At 45.4% G+C, this 19,736-nt stretch carries 10 protein-coding genes; 7 read left to right on the top strand and 3 right to left on the bottom strand.

Annotation, left to right across the window (positions count from 1 at the left end):
* Both QUB33_RS09095 and alaS read right to left on the bottom strand, forming a co-directional pair.
* Positions 1-1,180 (bottom strand): tetratricopeptide repeat protein (locus QUB33_RS09095; protein WP_333349617.1); only part of this gene is annotated, 1,180 nt, incomplete at its 3' end.
* 317 nt (positions 1,181-1,497) lie between these two features.
* Positions 1,498-4,158 carry an alanine--tRNA ligase gene (alaS, locus tag QUB33_RS09090; RefSeq protein WP_333349615.1) on the bottom strand — a complete coding sequence of 887 codons (2,661 nt, stop codon included), beginning with the start codon at positions 4,156-4,158 and terminating at the stop codon, positions 1,498-1,500.
* A 1,119-nt stretch (positions 4,159-5,277) separates the two neighbouring features.
* On the opposite strand from alaS, the gene QUB33_RS09085 reads away from it, so the two are divergent.
* The 7 genes from QUB33_RS09085 to QUB33_RS09055 are packed head-to-tail and all read left to right on the top strand — an operon-like array spanning position 5,278 to position 18,457.
* Positions 5,278-5,886 (top strand): hypothetical protein, encoded by a 609-nt coding sequence (locus tag QUB33_RS09085; protein ID WP_333349613.1) that lies wholly within the window; start codon positions 5,278-5,280, stop codon positions 5,884-5,886.
* Positions 5,887-5,895: 9 nt separating this feature from the next.
* Complete coding sequence (locus QUB33_RS09080) at positions 5,896-8,610, top strand: OmpA family protein (protein ID WP_333349610.1); 2,715 nt, start codon at positions 5,896-5,898, stop codon at positions 8,608-8,610.
* 2 nt (positions 8,611-8,612) lie between these two features.
* Positions 8,613-9,149, top strand: a complete 537-nt coding sequence (locus QUB33_RS09075; protein WP_333349608.1) for a Rab family GTPase — start codon at positions 8,613-8,615, stop codon at positions 9,147-9,149.
* On the top strand, positions 9,146-10,702 hold the full coding sequence (locus tag QUB33_RS09070) for a PAS domain-containing sensor histidine kinase (protein ID WP_333349606.1): 1,557 nt from the start codon (positions 9,146-9,148) through the stop codon (positions 10,700-10,702). Before QUB33_RS09075 ends, QUB33_RS09070 begins: the two co-directional genes overlap by 4 nt.
* 57 nt (positions 10,703-10,759) lie before the next feature.
* Positions 10,760-13,585 carry an adenylate/guanylate cyclase domain-containing protein gene (locus QUB33_RS09065; protein WP_333349604.1) on the top strand — a complete coding sequence of 942 codons (2,826 nt, stop codon included), beginning with the start codon at positions 10,760-10,762 and terminating at the stop codon, positions 13,583-13,585.
* Between the two features lie 44 nt (positions 13,586-13,629).
* The gene (locus tag QUB33_RS09060; protein ID WP_333349601.1) at positions 13,630-17,337 is read left to right on the top strand and encodes a PAS domain S-box protein; all 3,708 of its coding nucleotides are present in this window, start codon (positions 13,630-13,632) and stop codon (positions 17,335-17,337) included.
* A 4-nt stretch (positions 17,338-17,341) separates the two neighbouring features.
* Positions 17,342-18,457 carry an ATP-binding protein gene (locus QUB33_RS09055; RefSeq protein WP_333349599.1) on the top strand — a complete coding sequence of 372 codons (1,116 nt, stop codon included), beginning with the start codon at positions 17,342-17,344 and terminating at the stop codon, positions 18,455-18,457.
* A gap of 20 nt (positions 18,458-18,477) precedes the next feature.
* Here QUB33_RS09055 and QUB33_RS09050 read toward each other — a convergent pair whose 3' ends face one another.
* Complete coding sequence (locus QUB33_RS09050) at positions 18,478-19,656, bottom strand: FAD-binding oxidoreductase (RefSeq protein WP_333349597.1); 1,179 nt, start codon at positions 19,654-19,656, stop codon at positions 18,478-18,480.
* Positions 19,657-19,736 lie beyond the last annotated feature (80 nt).

Raw genomic sequence — 19,736 nt, 5'->3', positions numbered from 1 at the left:
CATTTGCCAAATTATTTTGAGTGTGAGCCCATTGTTGGGGAAAAGCATCGCGGGTGCGAACTTGTAAAGCTGCTTCACAAAATGCGATCGCCCTTTCGATATTCTCACCCCGTTCTCCTTTGATTCTGCCACGGTAAGCATTTGCCAAATTATTTTGAGTGTGAGCCCATTGTTGGGGAAAAGCATCGCGGGTGCGAACTTGTAAAGCTGCTTCATAAAATGCGATCGCCCTTTCGATATTCTCACTCCGTTCTCCCTTGATTCTGCTATAGTAAGCAAGTGCCAAATTATGTTGAGTCATCGCCCATTGTTGGGGAAAAGCATCGCGGGTGCCAAGTTCTAAATTAGCTTCATAAAATGCGATCGCCCTTTCGATATTCTCACTCCGTTCTCCCTTGATTCTGCCACGGTAAACATCTGCCAAATTATGTTGAGTCATCGCCCATTGTTGGGGAAAAGCATCGCGGGTGCGAAATTGTAAAGCTGCTTCATAAAATGCGATCGCCCTTTCGATATTCTCACTTCGTTCTTCCTTGATTCTGCTATCGTAAGCATTTGCCAAATTATTTTGAGTCATCGCCCAATCTTGGGGAAAAGCATCGGGGGTGTAAACTTGTAAAGCTGCTTCATAAAATGCGATCGCCCTTTCGATATTTTCACTCCGTTCTCCCTTGATTCTGCTATCGTAAGCATATGCCAAATTATTTTGAGTCATCGCCCATTGTTGGGGAAAAGCATCGGGGGTGTAAACTTGTAAAGCTGCTTCATAAAATGCGATCGCCCTTTCGATATTCTCACTCCGTTCTCCCTTGATTCTGTATAAGTAATTCCATCCCAGACTCTTTTGAAACCTTGCCCAATCTTCTGAGTAAGCTTCGCGAGTAAAAATAGTTAATCCTATATCCAAACAAGCAATCGCAATCTCTATGTTGCTTGCCCGACTGCCTTGCTGAAGACTTGAAAAGCTTATTTCTAAACATAAAAAAATATTAGCAAGATAGTATGGTGGGTGTACCTCCAACTTTTCCAGAGTTTGAGTTGCCCCCTCTCGCAGATATCGGGCAAAATCATCGTCTAATAATTCGAGATGGGCTTGCAGGATGGCGGTTTGTTCGTCGCTGGGACAGGTGAGGAGAGATTCAATCAGGGTGAGATAGGCTTGGTGGCGTTCTTCGTTCATTTTTGCTACCCATGTTTGTATGATTTTACATTTTTTGCGGGGGGAATTCAAGGGAGTTTTGAACCGCAGATGTTGGCGGATGGACGCGGATAAACGCAGATGTAAGGGCCAAAATATGCGGTAGCAGCCTGCGGAGATTCAGGCAGACGGAAGCGATCGAAATGACGATTAGGCCTCGATCCCCCCTAGCCCCCCTTAAAGAAGGGGGGGACAAGATTCCGATCAAAGTCCCCCTTCTTAAGGGGGATTTAGGGGGATCTAGCCTCCGCTATAAACGAGAGATAAAAAGAGTTTTAGTCTCCTACAAAAAACCCAGATTACCCCAACCCTTCAACCAACAGATTCCGGGCACTTTCCAACGCTTCCTGCAACTTACTTGCATCGCGTCCCCCAGCTTGCGCCAAATTCGGCCGCCCGCCGCCTTTTCCACCGCAAATTTGAGCAATTCCCCCGATAAACTTGCCAGCTTGCAATCCTTTTTTATTGACTTCTGGACTAAAAGCAGCCACCAAACTTACCTTGTCCGGTTCAGGAATTGATGCCAAAACAACCGCAGCATTTCCTAACTTTTGCTGCAATCTTTCTGCCGCAGTTTTCAGCGCTTCCGTATCCACATCACCCAATTGAGCTACAATGATTTTGAATTCGCCGAGATCCTCAGCCGCACTCAACAACTGGTCGGATTTCGCGATCGCCAATTCCGACTTGACAGCAGCCAAATGTTTCTGAGTATCCTTCAACTCATTCTGCAAATTAGTAATCCGGTTCGGCAATTCTTCAGGCTTCGCCTTAAATCGATCGCCCAAATCACGCACCACCTTATCGCGCACGTTCAAATAGTCCAAAACAGCTTGACCGGAAACCGCTTCAATCCTGCGAGTTCCCGCCGCTACCCCCGCTTCGGAAACAATCTTAAACAGCCCGATTTCTGCCGTATTGCTGACGTGAGTCCCGCCGCACAATTCCATCGAAACCCCGGGAAAATCGATAACCCGCACCACGTCGCCGTACTTCTCGCCAAACATCGCAGTCGCGCCTTTTTCTCTCGCAAGGGCGATCGGCATTTCTGCAACGACCGCAGCGTGCGCCTCAGCAATCCAACTATTAACTAAATCCTCAATTTTCTGCAACTCTTCTGCTGTGACAGCGCGCGGAGAATTGAAATCAAACCGCAATCTCTCAGACGATACCAGCGAACCAGCTTGCGAAATCGAATCGTCTACAATTTTTCGCAAAGCTGATTGTAATAAGTGAGTTGCTGTGTGGTTAGCCTGAATTCTGCGGCGACCGCTATTGTCAATTTTCGCAGTAATACTATCGCCCACTCTCAGCGTTCCCCGTTCCACCAAGCCGAAATGCACGAAGAAATCCGATTCCTTCTTCACATCATCAACTCTTACCAACAAACCCTCTCCATTCTCTCCATGGATGCTGCCATTCAAATAACCTTTATCCCCAATTTGTCCGCCGGATTCAGCATAAAATGGCGTTTGGTTCAAAACAACTTGTACCTCAGTACCAGCGGCTGCTTCTTCCACAGATTTGCCGTCAACCAAGATAACTTCCACCTCAGCTAAACTCGACAATTCAGCATAACCGACAAACTCAGTTCCTTGGATAGTTTCAGCCAACTTATCCAAAGAACCCTGCACCGTCAAATCGATTGTTTGGCGAGCATCTTTAGCGCGAGTTTGCTGTTCCTTCATCGCCGCTTCAAAGCCGTCCAAATCCACAGTAATTCCCTGTTCCTCAGCAATTTCTTGAGTCAGTTCTAAGGGGAAACCGTAGGTATCGTACAGAGTGAAAGCATCTTGACCGCTGATTTGTTGGTTTGCTTGCTGTTTTGTACGATCGACAATTTCCTCCAGCAGCTTCTCTCCGCGTTCCAAAGTCTTGAGAAACTGCGCCTCTTCCCTTGCCAATTCCGCCTTAATTTGATCTTCCCGCCGCCGCACGTTCGGATAAGCAGCTTCCGAAAGGGCGATCGCACTTTCAGCCACCCGCACCGTAAATTCGCCCTGAATTCCAATCAGCCGCCCGTGGCGCACCACCCGGCGAATCAACCGCCGCAAAATGTAACCCCGACCAACATTCGACCCGCGAATTTCGTCCGCAATCATGTGCACCACAGCCCGAACGTGATCGCCAATTACTTTCAGCGAAACCTTGACTTTTTCATCGCTATTGTGGTAATCAATTCCGGCAAGTTCCGCCGCCGATTGAACGATCGGAAAAATCAAATCTGTTTCGTAATTATTGGGGACTTTCTGGAGGATTTGCGCCATCCGTTCCAGTCCCATGCCAGTATCAATATTTTGATTTTGCAGCGGTGTTAAATTGCCCTCTGCATCTTTATTGTACTGCATGAAAACCAGGTTGTAGAATTCAATAAACCTGGTATCATCTTCGAGGTCAATCTTGTCGCCTCTCTCTGGGTAGAAATCATAGTAAATCTCCGAACACGGGCCGCAGGGGCCAGTCGGGCCGGATTCCCAGAAATTGTCCTCTTCTCCCATGCGCTGAATCCGATCGCCCGGAATGCCAATTTCATCGCGCCAAATCGCAAAAGCTTCGTCATCTTCTCGGAAAACGCTAACAACCAAATTCGACGCTGGTAAACCGAAAACTTCCGTCGAAAGTTCCCACGCCCAGGCGATCGCCTGTTTCTTGAAATAATCCCCGAAACTGAAATTGCCCAACATCTCAAAAAACGTGTGGTGGCGGGCGGTGCGGCCGACGTTTTCGATGTCGTTGGTGCGGATGCACTTTTGAGAAGTCGTAGCGCGCGGTGATTCGGCCGTGCGCTGTCCGAGAAATATCGGCTTGAATTGTAGCATTCCGGCGATCGTCAGCAACACCGTCGGATCTTCGGGCACCAAAGAAGCACTCGGCAAGATCTTATGTCCCCGCTGAGCATAAAAGTCGAGGAAGGTTTGGCGGATTTGGCTACCACTGAGAAACTTAGGAGAAATAGACATGACAAAAACACTTAAGTATGTAAAGATGTAGCAACAATAGAATTTATAGGACTTACGCACGGGTGTCCAGAAACCCGGTTTTTCTACCAAAATACTTGCTTAAAATCCTCAATCTCGGTAGAAAAACCCGGTTTCTTTGTTCGGAGCGCGTGAGTGCTAACTTACATCTATTTGGAGATTCATATCATTATACTTAGTAATGTAAAGACCTATCAAGTTTTGCAAATAGTGCTTTACTCCTCCGAAAGGCCATGCTAACTTAATAATAGACACCGGGACAGGAAGAGAAAGGAGGTCGCTATATTTAGAAAGAAAGTTCGAGGATATAGACATGGTGTCTCCGGTCTAGATTCCCAGGCGCAGCAGAAATTAACCGAACACAACTTGGAATAGTGGCGAACTGCCGATCGAGCAGTCAAGCCAAACCGCAGTCAAGTAAGACTTAGTTGTGGTTGCGGATTAAAAGTAAAGCTGCACAAGTTGTAAACCCTAGTAAGTAACAGTTCTCAACCGGAAACACATCTAGTTTGTTAGAAAAAACAAAGCTCTCATATTATTGGGTCTGATCGCTGTCGATCGGGCCCTACGAATTTTTATAGGGCGATCGCAGGAGAAGAGGCTTCGAGGGGCACAGAGGGGCAGAGTTGGGCTGTATAAGTGCTTTCTGCTCAAAGGCTACATCCCTGGGAGTTGATCGGCGAGCGGTGCAGCTTTTGAGTTATATATTATATATAATGGCACCTGGAGCACTCCCTGCTTTTTGCCGGGGATCAAGCGCTGTGGTATGAGGCACTGTCAAGATGCGATATCATTGAAGATGTCCGTACAAGACATTAAAACCTACCCCGCTGTCCTGTATAGCAGCAAATCTACGCTTCTCTGAGCTTGCTGCAAGCCAAGGATAGCCAACCGCCATTTTTGGTGACAAGACCAGGCTCAAAAATTTGAATCTCAGGATATTTAGAGTCAAGACTCTAAAAAATCCCATCCCCGACGCAGGAGTGAGAGTTCAAAAAAATAAAACCCCGCCCACTCAAAAAAGCTAGTGCCACCAACAACGGTAGTAAATCACTAGCACAGTTCTTAAACTTACAATCTCCGGAGATTCCAGGTACAAGTATGCCCGAAATAACTAAAGAAGAAATGCGCGAACGGCTGGGAAATATTGACCAGATTCGCGATATAATTTTTGGAGCGCAGCTTAGAGAATACGACAATCGCTTCGATAAAATAGATTCCGACTTGTCGATGATGCAGCAAGATATGCAAACTCGCATCGAACAAGTAAAAACAGTTCTTTCAGGAGAAATTAAGGCTGCAGTTGATTCGTTAGAAAAGAAAGTTAAATCGCTCACCTCAAACACCCAAGAAGAAAGCGCAGACATCCGTCAGCAAGTCGATCGCGTTAACCGCAAATTCTCCAGCAGCATGGAAGCCCTCGACGAGGCTATAGACAATCAAACCAATTCGCTTCGCGACGAACTCTCCAAAACCAGAGATCGACTATCTGAAGAAACCCGCACTTTGAAAACACAGGTTTTTGAAGAGCTCGACCGCCGCTTTTCTATGCTCAGAGATGTTAAAGTTTCTAGAGACGACATGGCAGAAATTCTGTTTGAACTCGGCATGAGGCTCAAAGGAACAGAATTTGTACCCGAACTTAAAGGCGTTGCGGATAATAAGTTAAATACCGAATTTCTGTTGCCGGAGCGCCACCATAACGGATAATAATAACGCATGGCTTTACCGAAAGAAAATCCGGCTGACGAAAATGAGTTAGAGGGTTTTGTTTCTCAACCTGACGAGTCTGCTGCCGATGCAGCAACCCAGCTAGAACCCTTGCTGAATCTTTTAGTGGATCTCAAAATTATTGCTGGTTCCAACCAGCAAAATGCAGATCCCGAAGATGACAGCAGCGACGAAAATAATCAAGCTGGGGCCCTCGGCGGGTTGATGGATTTGTTAGGTATTTCTGAGCAAGCGCCAGAGGAAGTTGCAGCGAGTGTGTCCGAAACTGGCCCTGGCCAACCGGAGTCTGGCGATTCCCCACCTGTTGCAGACGAGTTCAAAAGTTTGCTATTCGCTACTCACAAACTCAACACTTCAGAACTGGAAAAAGGCTATTCCTCAGCTAAAACTATAGATGTTTCCGCGAGCGTCCAGCCGGATTTGGATGAATCAAAGCCTGTCGAAGAGTTGTCTAACTTGACAATGAAAGATTCTCTACAGGAAGTACAGGCTCAAAAATCCCACGGGTTCGATCGGCATTTACAGGATGTTTCCCCTCCCGAAACCGAGTCAAAATCCTCGGAAATTCCCGATAATCCCATAGTTTCCCCAGTCTCAGAGCCACCCGAAACTGCATATTTAGATCCGGTGGTTGCTTCGCTTCAATCGATGCCAAACTTGGTAGAACAGCCGACACCGATATCGCAGCCAGGAGAAATATTAGGCCAAATTAAACAGGACTTAAATGAAGCCGACAGCGCGATGGAAAGGCTGCAAAATCTGATGTTTGGCTCGCAAATCTCCGATATCGAGCAAGTGAAAAGTCTGCTGGCAGAAAACGATTTGCCGGGGGTGCGCCACCTGATGGCCACAATCGACGATAAATTAGAAAAATTGGAGCACCAAATCTACGAGCCCCAAGAGTTGATTGAGTTGATGCTGCCTTGGATCGCAGAAATTCTCAGCCGCAAAATTGCCGATTCCAGAGAAGAAGTTGTCAAGGCGATCGTCCCAATTATTGACGAAGTGATTAGGGCAAAAACTCACGAAAACAAGTCGGCAATGAGTGCGGCAATAGCTGAGCTGCTTCCCGACGCACTTGCTCAACAAATAGTGAATTCGCCAGCGGATATTGCTAACGCGATCGCCCCAGAAATCGGTCTGGCAATTAAAGAGCAAATTCGCCTCGACCAAGAGTCGATCGCCCAGGCGATCGCACCGGAAATGGGCAAAGCAATTACAGCCCAAATAAAACTCGAACGCGACTCTATGGTGGATGCGCTCTATCCCGTAATTGGCAGTACAATTTCCCGATACATGGCAGAAGCTATCAAGACAATCAATGAAAAAGTGTCCAATGCCATCAGCGTCGAAGGATTCCAGAGAAAAATTCGCTCCAAAGTACAAGGAGTCTCCGAAGCGGAATTAATCCTCCAAGAATCAGTACCCTTCACCGTCCAAGCAGCATTCTTAATTCACAAAGCATCAGGCTTAATAATTTCCGAAGTTCAAAACTCAGAAAGCTACCAGTTAGAATCAGAAATGGTAGCAGGAATGCTCACAGCTATTCGCAGCTTTGTTAACGAGTGCATCGTGCAGCCGGGAGAATCTTCCGAACTAAATCAAATTGAATACGGCGACTCAAAAATTCTGCTAGAAGTAGCGGGATATTGCTACATGGCAGTCGTGATTAAAGGAGAACCGCCCGACTCTTTCATCCAGAAAATACGAGAAACCGTTAGTAATCTCATTCTTAATTATGCTCAAGTAATTCACGAGTTTAACGGCGATCCGGATACTATACCGGAGTCGCTGCACCCGTCGATAAAAACTTTATTTGAACCCCTGCCAACGCAAAAATCAACAAAACCCCCGATCGCTCTAGCGGCTATCAGTTTAGTCGCCTTGAGCTTAATCTTAGTACCTTGGGGAATTTATCAGTACCGCAGCAGTGTTGAGCGCCGCCTCGAAACAAATGCCATCGCAGCTTTAGCCTCCACTCCCGAATTAGCAGTTTACCGCTTAGATGTGGCAGTGGATGGCAAAACTTTAAAGCTAACCGGAAAGTTGCCAAATCAAGAATTGCGGGCACAAGCCGAAAAAATAGCCGCATCAACTGCACCGAAATTGCAATTAGATAATAGAATTATAGCTGTAGATGTCCCCCCAGATCCAGTTTTAACGGCGGCTGAGGTGCAGCGGATTACCGCCGTTTTGAATCAGAAAGAGGGCGTTTCTATTTCTACGCGGTATGGCGATCGCAAACTTACAGTAGAAGGCCGAGTTAGAGACGGTGCAGAGGCACAGAAAATAGCTCAGTCCCTGAAGCAAATTCCCGGTGTTCAGTCGGTCATCAGTACGATTAAATTAGAGCCGCTGAAGATTACAACCCGCATCTACTTCGAGCAAGGAACAACAAAATTAGACTCAACAGATGAAGAAATCATTGCCAGTGTCAAAAAATTCATGGATCAATATCCTCAAAAACAGATTAAGATAATTGGGCACAGCGATCGAAGTGGAGAACTTGCTACAAATCAACAGTTGTCGCTCAGGCGTGCCGCAGCAGTGCGAGATGCTTTAGTGCGGCAAGGTGCTGATCCGAAGCGCCTCCAAACGGTTGGCATCCCCAATCCTCCTGCCGACGTGGAACCCAATCAACCGCGAATTTTAAGCAGGTGCGTGCTATTTGAACCAATAACTAAGACCATAAACAGTAAATAATTATGTCAGTTACTATATCTAAAAAAATGTGTATGATCGGCGATTTTGGCGTGGGCAAAACCAGCCTGATCCGCCGTTTTGTCGATCGGCAATTCAGCGACCAATACCTCTCCACCGTGGGAGTAAAAATTTCCAGCAAAATCGTAGAATTAGAAGGGGTAAAACAGCGGGAAAACGTGACTGCAAAGTTGCTGATTTGGGACTTAGAAGGGCATACAAAATTCAAAGGAATAGCACCGACTTACTTGCAGGGAGCTAGCGGTGTTTTAATCGTTGCCGATGTCAGCCGATACGAAACTGTTGAGCGAATCTCCGAACACATTCAGCTTTTTTCTTCAGTCAATCCTAAAGGTTCAATTATCGTCGCTTTGAACAAAGTAGACTTGATTGACGAGGAAAAATTAGCGCTGCTAGTGGAAATATCCCATTCGATATGTCAAGACAAAGTAATAGCAGTTTACACGACATCTGCTAAAACAGGCAAAGACGTGGACGAAATTTTCTCTAAACTAGCTTACACAATGATAGAACCAGTATGAACCCCCTTTTCAGAAAGTTATTGAACCCGCGACAAATAGAGTATTTTGTAGTAAATCACCATTTCATCATTCAGGAAACCTCCGCCAAAGTGCAGCATTATGCCGATACTCCGGGCGACGCGATACCCGGTGCAGATGCTCGCATGAGTTTTCCCGAACTGATTGGCATTGAAAATATCCTCATGTCTATCATTATGGGACGGCTACCGGGTTTTGAAGTCAAAGGTATAGCTCGGTTTGCGGACCAAAACCGCCCTTTATACTTTGATATGTTGGCTATCAAACATGAAGAGGAACAAGAAGATGTGCCAAGTACATTGCTAATTTTGATTGAAGATACCACCGAAAAGATGGTGATGAAGCAATCGTTGGTTCAGAGCGCGAATGAAGCTAATCTTTTGGTGAGCGCCTTAGCGGCTTCTAAAGATTATATAGATAAAGTTATTCGTTCGATGGGCGATGCTTTGTTGGTGACAACAACCTTAGGAACTATCAAAACAATCAATCAATCTGCCCAATGGTTATTTGGGTATAGCGAAGCAGAATTGATCGGCCGCCCCCTGTCTTTAATATTACTCGAAGACCCCTTAATTTGCCAAGGTCGCCACAGCTATATTTTGTCTCAGAAAGAGCTGCGTAGAGAACTACAAATAGTCTGCACTACTAAAGCAGGAGAAGAAATTTGGGTAGAATTTTCCTGTTCGCCAATTCAGACAGAATTAGAGGGACTTTACGATTTCATTTATATAGGCAGGGACATCACAGAACGCAAACAACAAGAAATAGAAATTCGCTGCTCTTTGGAAAAAGAGCAAGAACTCAGACACGTAAAATCTCGTTTTTTCTCGATGATTGCTCACGAATTCGGCAATCCTTTAAGTACAGTATTATTTGCTACTAAAATCCTCCAAGACTACGGCGACGAAATCACCCACGCGGAAAAACAAAAATACCTGCAACACGTTAAATCAGCATCTCAACAAATGGCTCAGCTATTAGATGAGGTGCGGTTGCTCAGCAGCGCCGAAGCCGGAAAACTCGAATTCTATCCCGCACCAGTTGACTTAAAAAACTTTTGCAGTGAGTTAGTAGAATCAATTAAAATTAGTTATGGAAAAAATCATACAATTAACTTTATTTATCAAGAATTAGTTACGCCCGCGAAACAAAATGATACCGACTCGCAGGAAACGCAACAGTTGCCCGCACTAGATCCAAAATTGCTGCGGCACATCTTGACAAATTTGCTGTCAAATGCTGTTAAATATTCGCCGATCGACAGCAATATTTATTTTGAATTAAAGTGTCAGAATAATGAAGAAGCTACATTTAAAATTAAAGACGCAGGCATTGGCATTCCTCTAGAAGACCAAGAACAACTGTTTGAATCTTATTATCGAGCCAAAAATGTCGGAAAAATACCCGGTACAGGACTGGGTTTATCCATAGTCAAGCAGTGTGTAGACTTGCACGGAGGTCAAATCGAATTTTCCAGCGAGACAGGGTTAGGCACTACTTTTATAGTCAGAATTCCATTTTACCAACACAGATAAATAGATTAATTTTAGATAGTGCGCTACAGAGGGCGCATTCACTACTAAAAATTCAACATGGAAACCCTGTTAAAAAAGCTGTTAGTCCCCCCCCACTTGGAGTACCTAGCACTGGATAAAGACTTTTTAATCCAAGAAACCTCTATCAAAGTGCAGCGGTTTGGCGACTGTCCTGAGGAAGTAGTCGCCGGCAACGATGTCCGCATTCCCTTTCCCGAATTAGTAGGAACTGAAGAAATTTTAATCGATATTTTTGAAAGACGTTTGCCACACTTTGAATTAAAAGCAATCACGAGGCTATTAGAAAATGGATCGCGGCTTTATTTTGATATGTATATCGTCGAGTTTACCAAGGACGATAATTATCCGATATTAATTATATTTTTTCAAGACGTAACCGACAGGATGGCTTTAGAACAAACTCTAGTGCAAGCTACTAATGAAATGGATATTTTATTGAGTACGTTAGCCACTACTAATAATTATGTTGAAAAAATTATTACTTCAATGGCCGAAGTTTTGTTGGTAACAACAGCCTCGGGAAAGATTAAAAAAGTCAATCAAGCGGCTCAAGATTTGTTCGGTTACAGCGAATCAGAATTAGTAGGCCAGCAAATAGACGCTCTTGCTGCTTTTGGCTCCTCTGTGCAAGCAGTCAGCCAAGAGGGGCCTCAACAATCTCAAACTAACGCCGAAGTAATTTGCACGGCAAAAACCGGAGAAAAGCTCACAGTTTCGTTTTCCTGTACGGCGATTTCGACTGATGTTAAAGCTATTTCTGGCTCTGGGCCCGCCGTTCAAGATTTCGTGTACATCGGCCGCGATGTCACAGACAGACAGCGCGCCCGCAAGCGACAAATAACTCAGTACGTCACCACTCGCATCCTGTCGGCATCCGAAACAATCAAAAAAGCTATAGCAGCAATTCTCCCCGTAATTTGCGATAGCTTGGGATGGGATACTGCCGAACTTTGGATGCCAGAAGCTGGGGAAAAACTGCTGTCAGAAACTAAGAAAATAACTGCGGTTTCCGACCCCAATTTGCTTCGCTGCGTCGCCAGTTGGACAAAACGCTCAGTTTCTATCCCCAAATTTGCCGAATTTACCGAACAAATGACTTGTGCGTTTGGCGAAGGATTACCCGGTTTTGTTTGGGCCAGCGGTTCCTCTCAGTGGATTGCCGATGTCACAAAAAGCGACAGTTGTATGCGCCGCGAAATCGCTGCTGAAGAAGGACTGCACGGAGCTTTTGGTTTTCCAATTTTGGGCGACTACGACCCTGAAAATTCTGCAAAGTCTGTGTTGGGTGTGATGATTTTTTTCAGCCGCGAAGTGCAGTGTTTTGATGAAGAATTGCTCCAGATAATGGCCACCATCGGCAGCCAACTCGGTCAATTTATCAAGCGCAAACAAGCGGAAATAGCTTTGCGGGAAAGCGAAGAACAACTCCGAGACTTATTTGAAAATGCTACTGACTTAATTCAAAGTATTGGAGCTGACGGTCATTTTTTGTATGTCAATCGGGCTTGGCGGGAAACTCTGGGCTACACCGAAGCAGAAATTGCTCAAATGACTGTTTTTGATATTATTCATCCGAGCAGTTCCCCAGAGTCTCTGGATATATTGTATCAAGCTATTACCAAAAAGAATCTAAATGAAAATACATTATATCCCGACTCTATTGAACTAACATTTGTTACTAAATATCAGGAAAAAATTTTGCTTGAAGGCAGTATAAGCTGTAAATTTGCGGCAGGTTCGCTAGTAGCGATTCGCGCTATTTTGCGAGACATTACTGCTCGGAAAATGGCCGAAGACGCCCTAGCAAAATCTGTGTCCCTGCTGCTCGCAACTTTTGATTCTACTGCGGACGGTATTTTAGCGATGGACAGGAGCGGAAAAATCGTCACTTTCAATAGACAATTTGTGGAAATGTGGGGCATACCTAATGAAGTGATGGCACTGCGAGACGACGCCACAACGATCGCCTTTGTCCTGAACCAACTCAAAGACCCCCAAGCATTTCAAGAGAGAATACAATCGCTTTACGAGCAGCCAGAAGCCGAAAGTTACGACTTGTTGGAATTTAAAGATGGCAGATTTTTTGAACGCTATTCGCAACCGCAGCGGCTGGGAGATACAATTATCGGCAGAGTCTGGAGTTACCACGACATTACGGAACGCAAGCAAGCAGAAGATGCCCTGCAGGAAGAACAAGAAAAATCAGAAAAGCTGCTGTTAAATATCTTGCCCAAGGCAATAGCAGAACGCCTCAAGCAAAACGAAACTACTATTGCCGAATACTTCCCGGAAGTGACTGTTTTGTTCGCCGACATTGTAGGGTTTACTGCTTTGTCTGCTGTCATGAATCCGATCGAACTTGTGGATCTCCTAAATAAGATTTTCTCAGGATTCGACCTTTTGTGCGAACGGCACGGTTTAGAGAAAATCAAGACCATCGGCGACGCATACATGGCGGTTGGAGGACTGCCTGAACCTAGGGCAGACCACGCAGAAGCGATCGCCCAATTTGCCTTAGATATGCAAGCAGAAATAGCCCGATTTAATGCTAACAATAATAAATATTTTAGCATCCGCATCGGCATTCACAGCGGCCCGGTTGTTGCCGGAGTAATCGGTATAAAGAAGTTTATTTACGATCTATGGGGCGACACGGTAAATATTGCTTCCCGCATGGAATCTCAGGGTTTGCCTTGGCGGATTCAAGTGAGCGAAACTACTTATAAATTCTTGGAAAATAAATATTTGTTTCAAGAGCGAGGAATGATTGAAGTTAAAGGCAAAGGGGGAATGAAAACTTATATTCTCCTTGGCCGAAAATCAGGCAGCTCATCAGTCATCAGTCATTTGGCTGATGACTAAAAGTATTGCTAAAGTTAATTAGCAATACTTTTTGATCGAGACTAATGGAACTTGCTAATTTGTCGGCAAATCTACGATCGCCCGACGAAGCTGTCGATCGCCACCCTGCCACGGTTGGGCCCTCGACTTCGCTCGCAGAGGCGATCGCCCTGATGCGTCAGACGAGCAACCCTTGCCCACTGCCTAATTCACCTGCATTTCCCGACTCAAACGAAACTGTAAAAGCATCTCTTAGTTGCGTCTTAGTTGTCGATGAAAATCAGCTAGTCGGACTGCTAAGCCCGGAAGATGTGCTGAACTTAGCCGCGGCCGAATACGGATGGCAAGGCATGAAAGTTGCCGACGCAATGACGCGGAATTTAATTGTCTTACAAGAATCAGAATTTAGAGATATTACTACAGCATTCAAGCTATTTTGTCAATACTCGCTCGATTGCTTGCCAATTGTAGATGAACGGGGTCAGCCAGTAGGTATAGTCAGCGAAACAAGGATTCGCCCAGCAATGTATAGCTGGATCGAGGCACTGAATCAAGAAGTAGCAAAACTCCAGGAACGATGCGAACTGTTAGAGGGCAATTGTGAACTAGAAAAAGTCAGCGATCGCCAAAATGCCGAAAATGCCATGCGACAGAGCGAGGCGCGCTACCTGGCGATTGTGGAAGACCAAACCGAACTGATTTGCCGCTACCTCCCAGACGGTAAAATAACTTTTGTCAATCAAGCTTACTGCCGTTATTTCGGCTTGCAGCCGTTCGACTTACTCGGCAAATGCTTCATGTCGCTGCTGCCAGAAGCAGACCGAGAAATTTTTCAACAGCAATATACTTCTGTGTCTCTCGACAACCCTATTTTTACCTGCGAACACCGAGTAATTTTGCCGAGCGGGGAAATTCGCTGGCAGCAGTGGATTAATCGGGCGATATTTGACGAGAGGGGACAAATCGTCGAGTATCAAGCAGCAGGCCGGGATGTCACGGATCGCAAACAAGCAGAAATCGCTTTGCAGCAGCTCAATGCAGAGTTAGAACTGCGAGTGCAGCAGCGGACACAATGGTACGAAATGGCAGTATCGGCCGGCAAAGTGGGGGTTTGGGACTGGAATTTGGAAACCGGCGAAATCTACATTGCTCCGTCTTTGAAAGCTTTGTTGGGCTATCAGGACGCAGAGATTCCCAACCGCATGGAAAATTGGGCGTCTCATGTTCATCCCGACGATCGAGTTGCAGTCGCCGAAGCAGTAAATGCTTATCTAAAGGGTTTGACAGAAATTTATGAAATAGAACACCGGATGCTGCGTAAAGACGGCAGCATTTGCTGGATACTTGCCCGCGGCAGCGCGATCCGATCGGCTTCTGGCAAGGCCTTCCGCCTGACTGGCACTGACACCGACATTACCGATCGCAAATTGACCGAAGAAAAACTCCAAAACTCCGAAGCCGAACTGCTAGCGCTGTTTAACGCCATGACGGATATCGTGCTGGTTTTCGACGCAAGCGGGCGCTACCTCAAAATCGCCCCCACGGCTCCCGAACTGCTGTACAAACCGGCTCCTGAAGTGCTGGGCAAAACCGTCGCCGAAATCTTCCCAGAAGCGGAAGCTAATTTTGCCCTGACCCACATTCGCCAAACCTTAGCATCTGGGCAAACCCACAGAATTGAATACAGCATGGAAATTGGCTGCAAATTATTTTGGTTTGATGCCAGTATTTCGCCGCTGGAGCTCGATCGGGTGATGTGGGTCGCCCGAGACATTACCGCTCGCAAACGCGCAGAAGCTGCACTGCAAAAGAGCGAGGAAAAGTTTCGCAACTTATTTGACGATGCTCCGATCGCGCTTGGTTTGGCAAGCGTGCGCGACTACCGCACGATCAAAGTGAATGAAGCTCACCGCCAGATGTTGGGCTACAGCGATTCGGAGTTGGCTACCATGACTTTTACGGAACTCACGCATCCAGAAGATTTACAAGCAGATGTGGAGCAAGTCAAGCTGTTGGTCGAGGGCAAGATTTCTCGCTTCCAAAGGGAAAAACGCTTGATTAAGAAGAATGGCGACCTGATGTGGGCAAACTTGACGGTGACGCTGATCCGCGATCGCGAGGGCATTCCTCTCTACAGCATGGGGGCGATCGAAGATATCAGTTATCGTAAGCGAGCAGAAATGGAATTTCAGCAGTTAAAAGAACGCCTGCAATTTTTACTGGGTTCTAATCCGGCGGTAATTTTTACAGCCGCACCGATGGGGGATTTTTGTACTACTTACATCAGCGACAACGTTCAGGCAATCGTTGGCTACGACCCCCAAGAATTGTTAGCAAATTGTAAATTTTGGTCTAGCAGGATTCACCCGGAAGATCGGCCACAATTTCTAGTAAATTTTTCGGATTTGTCCGCAGAAAAAAATTGCATTTGCGAGTACCGTTTTCTACACCAAGACGGAATTTACCGTTGGCTAAGGACGGAACTCAAACTATTGGTTGACAGCATGGGCATTCCGATCGAAATTATTGGTTATGCCGCTGATATCAGCAATTCTAAATACGCCGAACTCGCTAGGGGGCAGCAGTTCGAGCAAGAACGGCTTGTGGAGGCGATCGCCCGTCGTGTCCGCCAGTCTTTGCAATTAGAGGAAATTCTCAACACCACGGTTGCGGAACTCCAGCAAGTATTATTAGCCGATCGAGTTTTGGTTTATCAACTTTTACCCAAAAGGGGCGGGCGAGTCATTGCTGAAGCCGTGGCAGAAGGATGCAGCCAACTCGTAAATAGATATTTTGGCGAAGAGGTTTTTCCGGCTCAAAGTTATCAGCTTTATTTGCAAGGGCGAATTTCTGCGATCTCCGAACTAGATGACCCCTGTATTACACCTTGTGTGATTGAGTTTATGAAACAAATTCAAGTTAGGGCAAAGTTAGTAGTGCCGATTATTCAGCACAGCCAGCTTTGGGGATTGCTGATTGCCCACCAATGCGATCGCCCTCGTGATTGGCAAGAATCGGAAATCAATTTATTTCAGCAGTTGGTGAATCAATTGGCGATCGCCATTCAGCAATCTCTACTTTACCAGCAACTGCAAGCTGAACTGAGCGATCGCAAACAAGCGGAAGCAAATTTGAAAAACTCCCTCAAAGAAAAAGAAATTTTGCTCAAAGAAATTCACCACCGCGTCAAAAACAACCTCTGCGTAGTTGCCAGTCTGTTAGAATTGCAATCGAACACAGTTGCCGATCCACAAGTGAGCAAAATGTTTGAAGAAAGTCAGAATCGCCTTTATTCTATGGCTCTGATTCACGAAAAACTGTACCGCTCGACTAACCTAGCGCAAATAAATTTTGGGGAATATCTCGAAGATTTGGTAAGTAACTTGTTTCACTCTTACAATATTAGCAACAACCGAATTCAGTTGCAGGTATTAGCTGAGCCCATTTCCCTAAATCTTGAAACCGCTACTCCCTGCGGTTTAATTGCCAATGAATTGGTTTCAAATACCCTGAAACACGCTTTTCCTGATGGCACAACTGGTACAATTAGTGTAGAATGCTATCAAACGGGCGATAAAGAAATTAACCTCTTCGTTAAGGACAACGGCATTGGCTTTCCTCAAAACTTAGATTTTCGGAAAACTCACTCGATGGGGTTTCAAGTGGTCTGCACTTTAACCGAGCAGTTAGAAGGAACGATCGAAATTTCCAGAGAATTGGGTACATCTTTTCACTTAAAATTTAACGAGTTAAACTACTTTCAAAGATTGTAAGAATATGAGTCTGGCCGAAAAATCAATTAATATTTTGATTGTCGAAGACGAACTGTTAATTGCTAAAAATTTATCCCCAAAATTAGAAAAATTGGGATATCAAATCGCCGATATCGTTTCTTCAGGAGCGGATGCCATCCAGCGCGCCCACGAACTAAGGCCCAATTTAATTTTAATGGATATAGTTATCAAAGGCGACATTGACGGCATAGAAACAGCAGCAATAATTAATCAAGAATTAGATATACCAATTATCTATACAACTGCGTATGCCGACGACGCAACTTTGCAGCGAGCCGAAAATACTGGTTCTTACGGCTACCTGCTCAAACCTTTTAAAGAAAGAGAATTGCACGCCACTATCAAGATAGCACTGAGCAAACATCAAGAAGCAGTTGGTCTGAAAAAATTAATGGCATTAGCAGCAGAAAAAAGCGAAAATAGATCGCGCTTTATTTCTATGGCTTACCACGATTTAAACACTCCTTTAACAACCATACAGTTATCGGCGGAAATGTTAGAAGATAGCGACTCGCATAGAACCCCCGGAACTAGCAATAAAAATGTCGATCGCATTAAAAAAGCCGTCAGTAATATGAGTGGTTTGCTGGAAGATATTTTAATGCTTAGCAAAGCAGAATTAGGCAAAATTTCCTTAAATTTAAATCCGATTAATGCGACGGATTTATGCAATTCTATTTTAGAAGAACTGCAACCTATCGTCACCGACAAACACCTAGTACATTTCCGCAGTCACACAAATCCGCTGCACGCCAATCTTGATGCAAAACTACTGCACCACCTTCTGACTAATTTACTTTCAAACGCAATTAAATATTCTCCAAACGGCGGCAAGGTCAGTTTAGACTTAAGCTGCGAAAACCAACAAATAATTTTGTGCGTTCGAGATGAGGGAATTGGGATGACACCGGAATATCAAGAAAAACTATTTCAGCAGTTTGAACGGGGTGCTAATGTAGGCAACATTAAAGGATCGGGTTTGGGACTCTGCATTGTCAAACACATAGTTGACCTGCACGGCGGTACAATAAGTGTGGAAAGTGCGATCGACAAAGGTACTACATTTATTGTCGCGCTGCCTTTTTGTGTTAACTGTTAGCTGTTAACTGTTAACATTAGTTATTTTGAAGCAAATCGACTGGGAGATAAAAGCGCGATCGCCCTATCTTCTTCTCCGCCCGCCGCATTCGCAAATCGCTCAGCCAAAGCAGGTACAATCACCAAAGGATTGCTGAGACCCGAAAAAACGTGCAATCCAGGGCGATCGGCAATCGGCCCCACTACGGGCAAATTATCAGCGCTGAATGCCACACTACACTCGTGCCAAGTTGCAGGTAAACCTGCCAAATCAGGCAAAACCTTGCCGATTCCTGCACGAATTGCGGTTTCGCTGGTTTCGCGATCGACTTTAGCATTCAAATCGCTCAAAGTGCGCGACAATTGCCCGATCCGCAAACTCCCATCCTTAAACCCAATTGCACCCGAATCTAAAATCGGCGGCTTTAACTCTTTACCCGGTTCATCCCAAAGAAAATCTACCTCAATTCTACTCGATTCAGCTTCCAATTCAAAACGTTTTAATACCGCAGGCATCACCAAAGTCCTGAGTTTCAAATCCACAGGTGCAGTTTCCAAAATCTCAGTGCGAGTAAAATAAACTCCCACAGAAACACCAGCGGCTTTCAGCAAACTCCGACTCCAACCTCCAGCACAAACCACAGCATTTTCACAACGATAAATTCCCTGCGCCGTTTTGACTCCCGAAATCCGATTTCCCTCTTCTATAAACCCAATTACTTCAGCAAATTCTATCGTTCCTCCCAACCGTAGAAACCCTTGACAATAAGCTTTATTTGTGGCTGTCGGCGAAATGTGACCGTGACGCACAGTCAGAGCTCCGGCGATCGCACTTTTATTCAGCAAAGGTTCCAACTCGCCAGCTTCTGCACCACTCAAAAGCTGCGGAACAATCGCAAAATGCGCGTAATTAGACGCCACTTTTCCGGCATCACTGCCCGCATCAATTGTCAGCAACAAATCCAACTCGCGAAACTCAGTATCAGCCTCTAATTCCGCCGATAAATGGCGGTGGCGTTCGATACCTTCCCGACACAATTGGCGAGTTAAATCAGTCGTTCCCGACCAATAAGCCAAGCCGCCATAACTAAAACGAGTAGCATTTTGCAGGGTACCATCTCGTTCCAAAAGCAGCACAGCAAAACCTTTTTTGGCCAGTTCGTAACTCAGTGATGCACCTGTAATGCCACCGCCGACAACAATCCAATCGTAACTTTTCATGGGCAACTCAAAGGGAAGGAAAATATCATGCTTAGATTTTAGCTTAGGTTTTTTTGGAACCAATCGAAAAACCTCTACCT

Source organism: Microcoleus sp. B3-A4 (assembly GCF_036705385.1).
GTDB lineage: Bacteria > Cyanobacteriota > Cyanobacteriia > Cyanobacteriales > Microcoleaceae > Microcoleus.
Note: the sequence above shows the minus strand (reverse complement) of the source record. Positions and strands in the feature narration are given on the sequence as shown.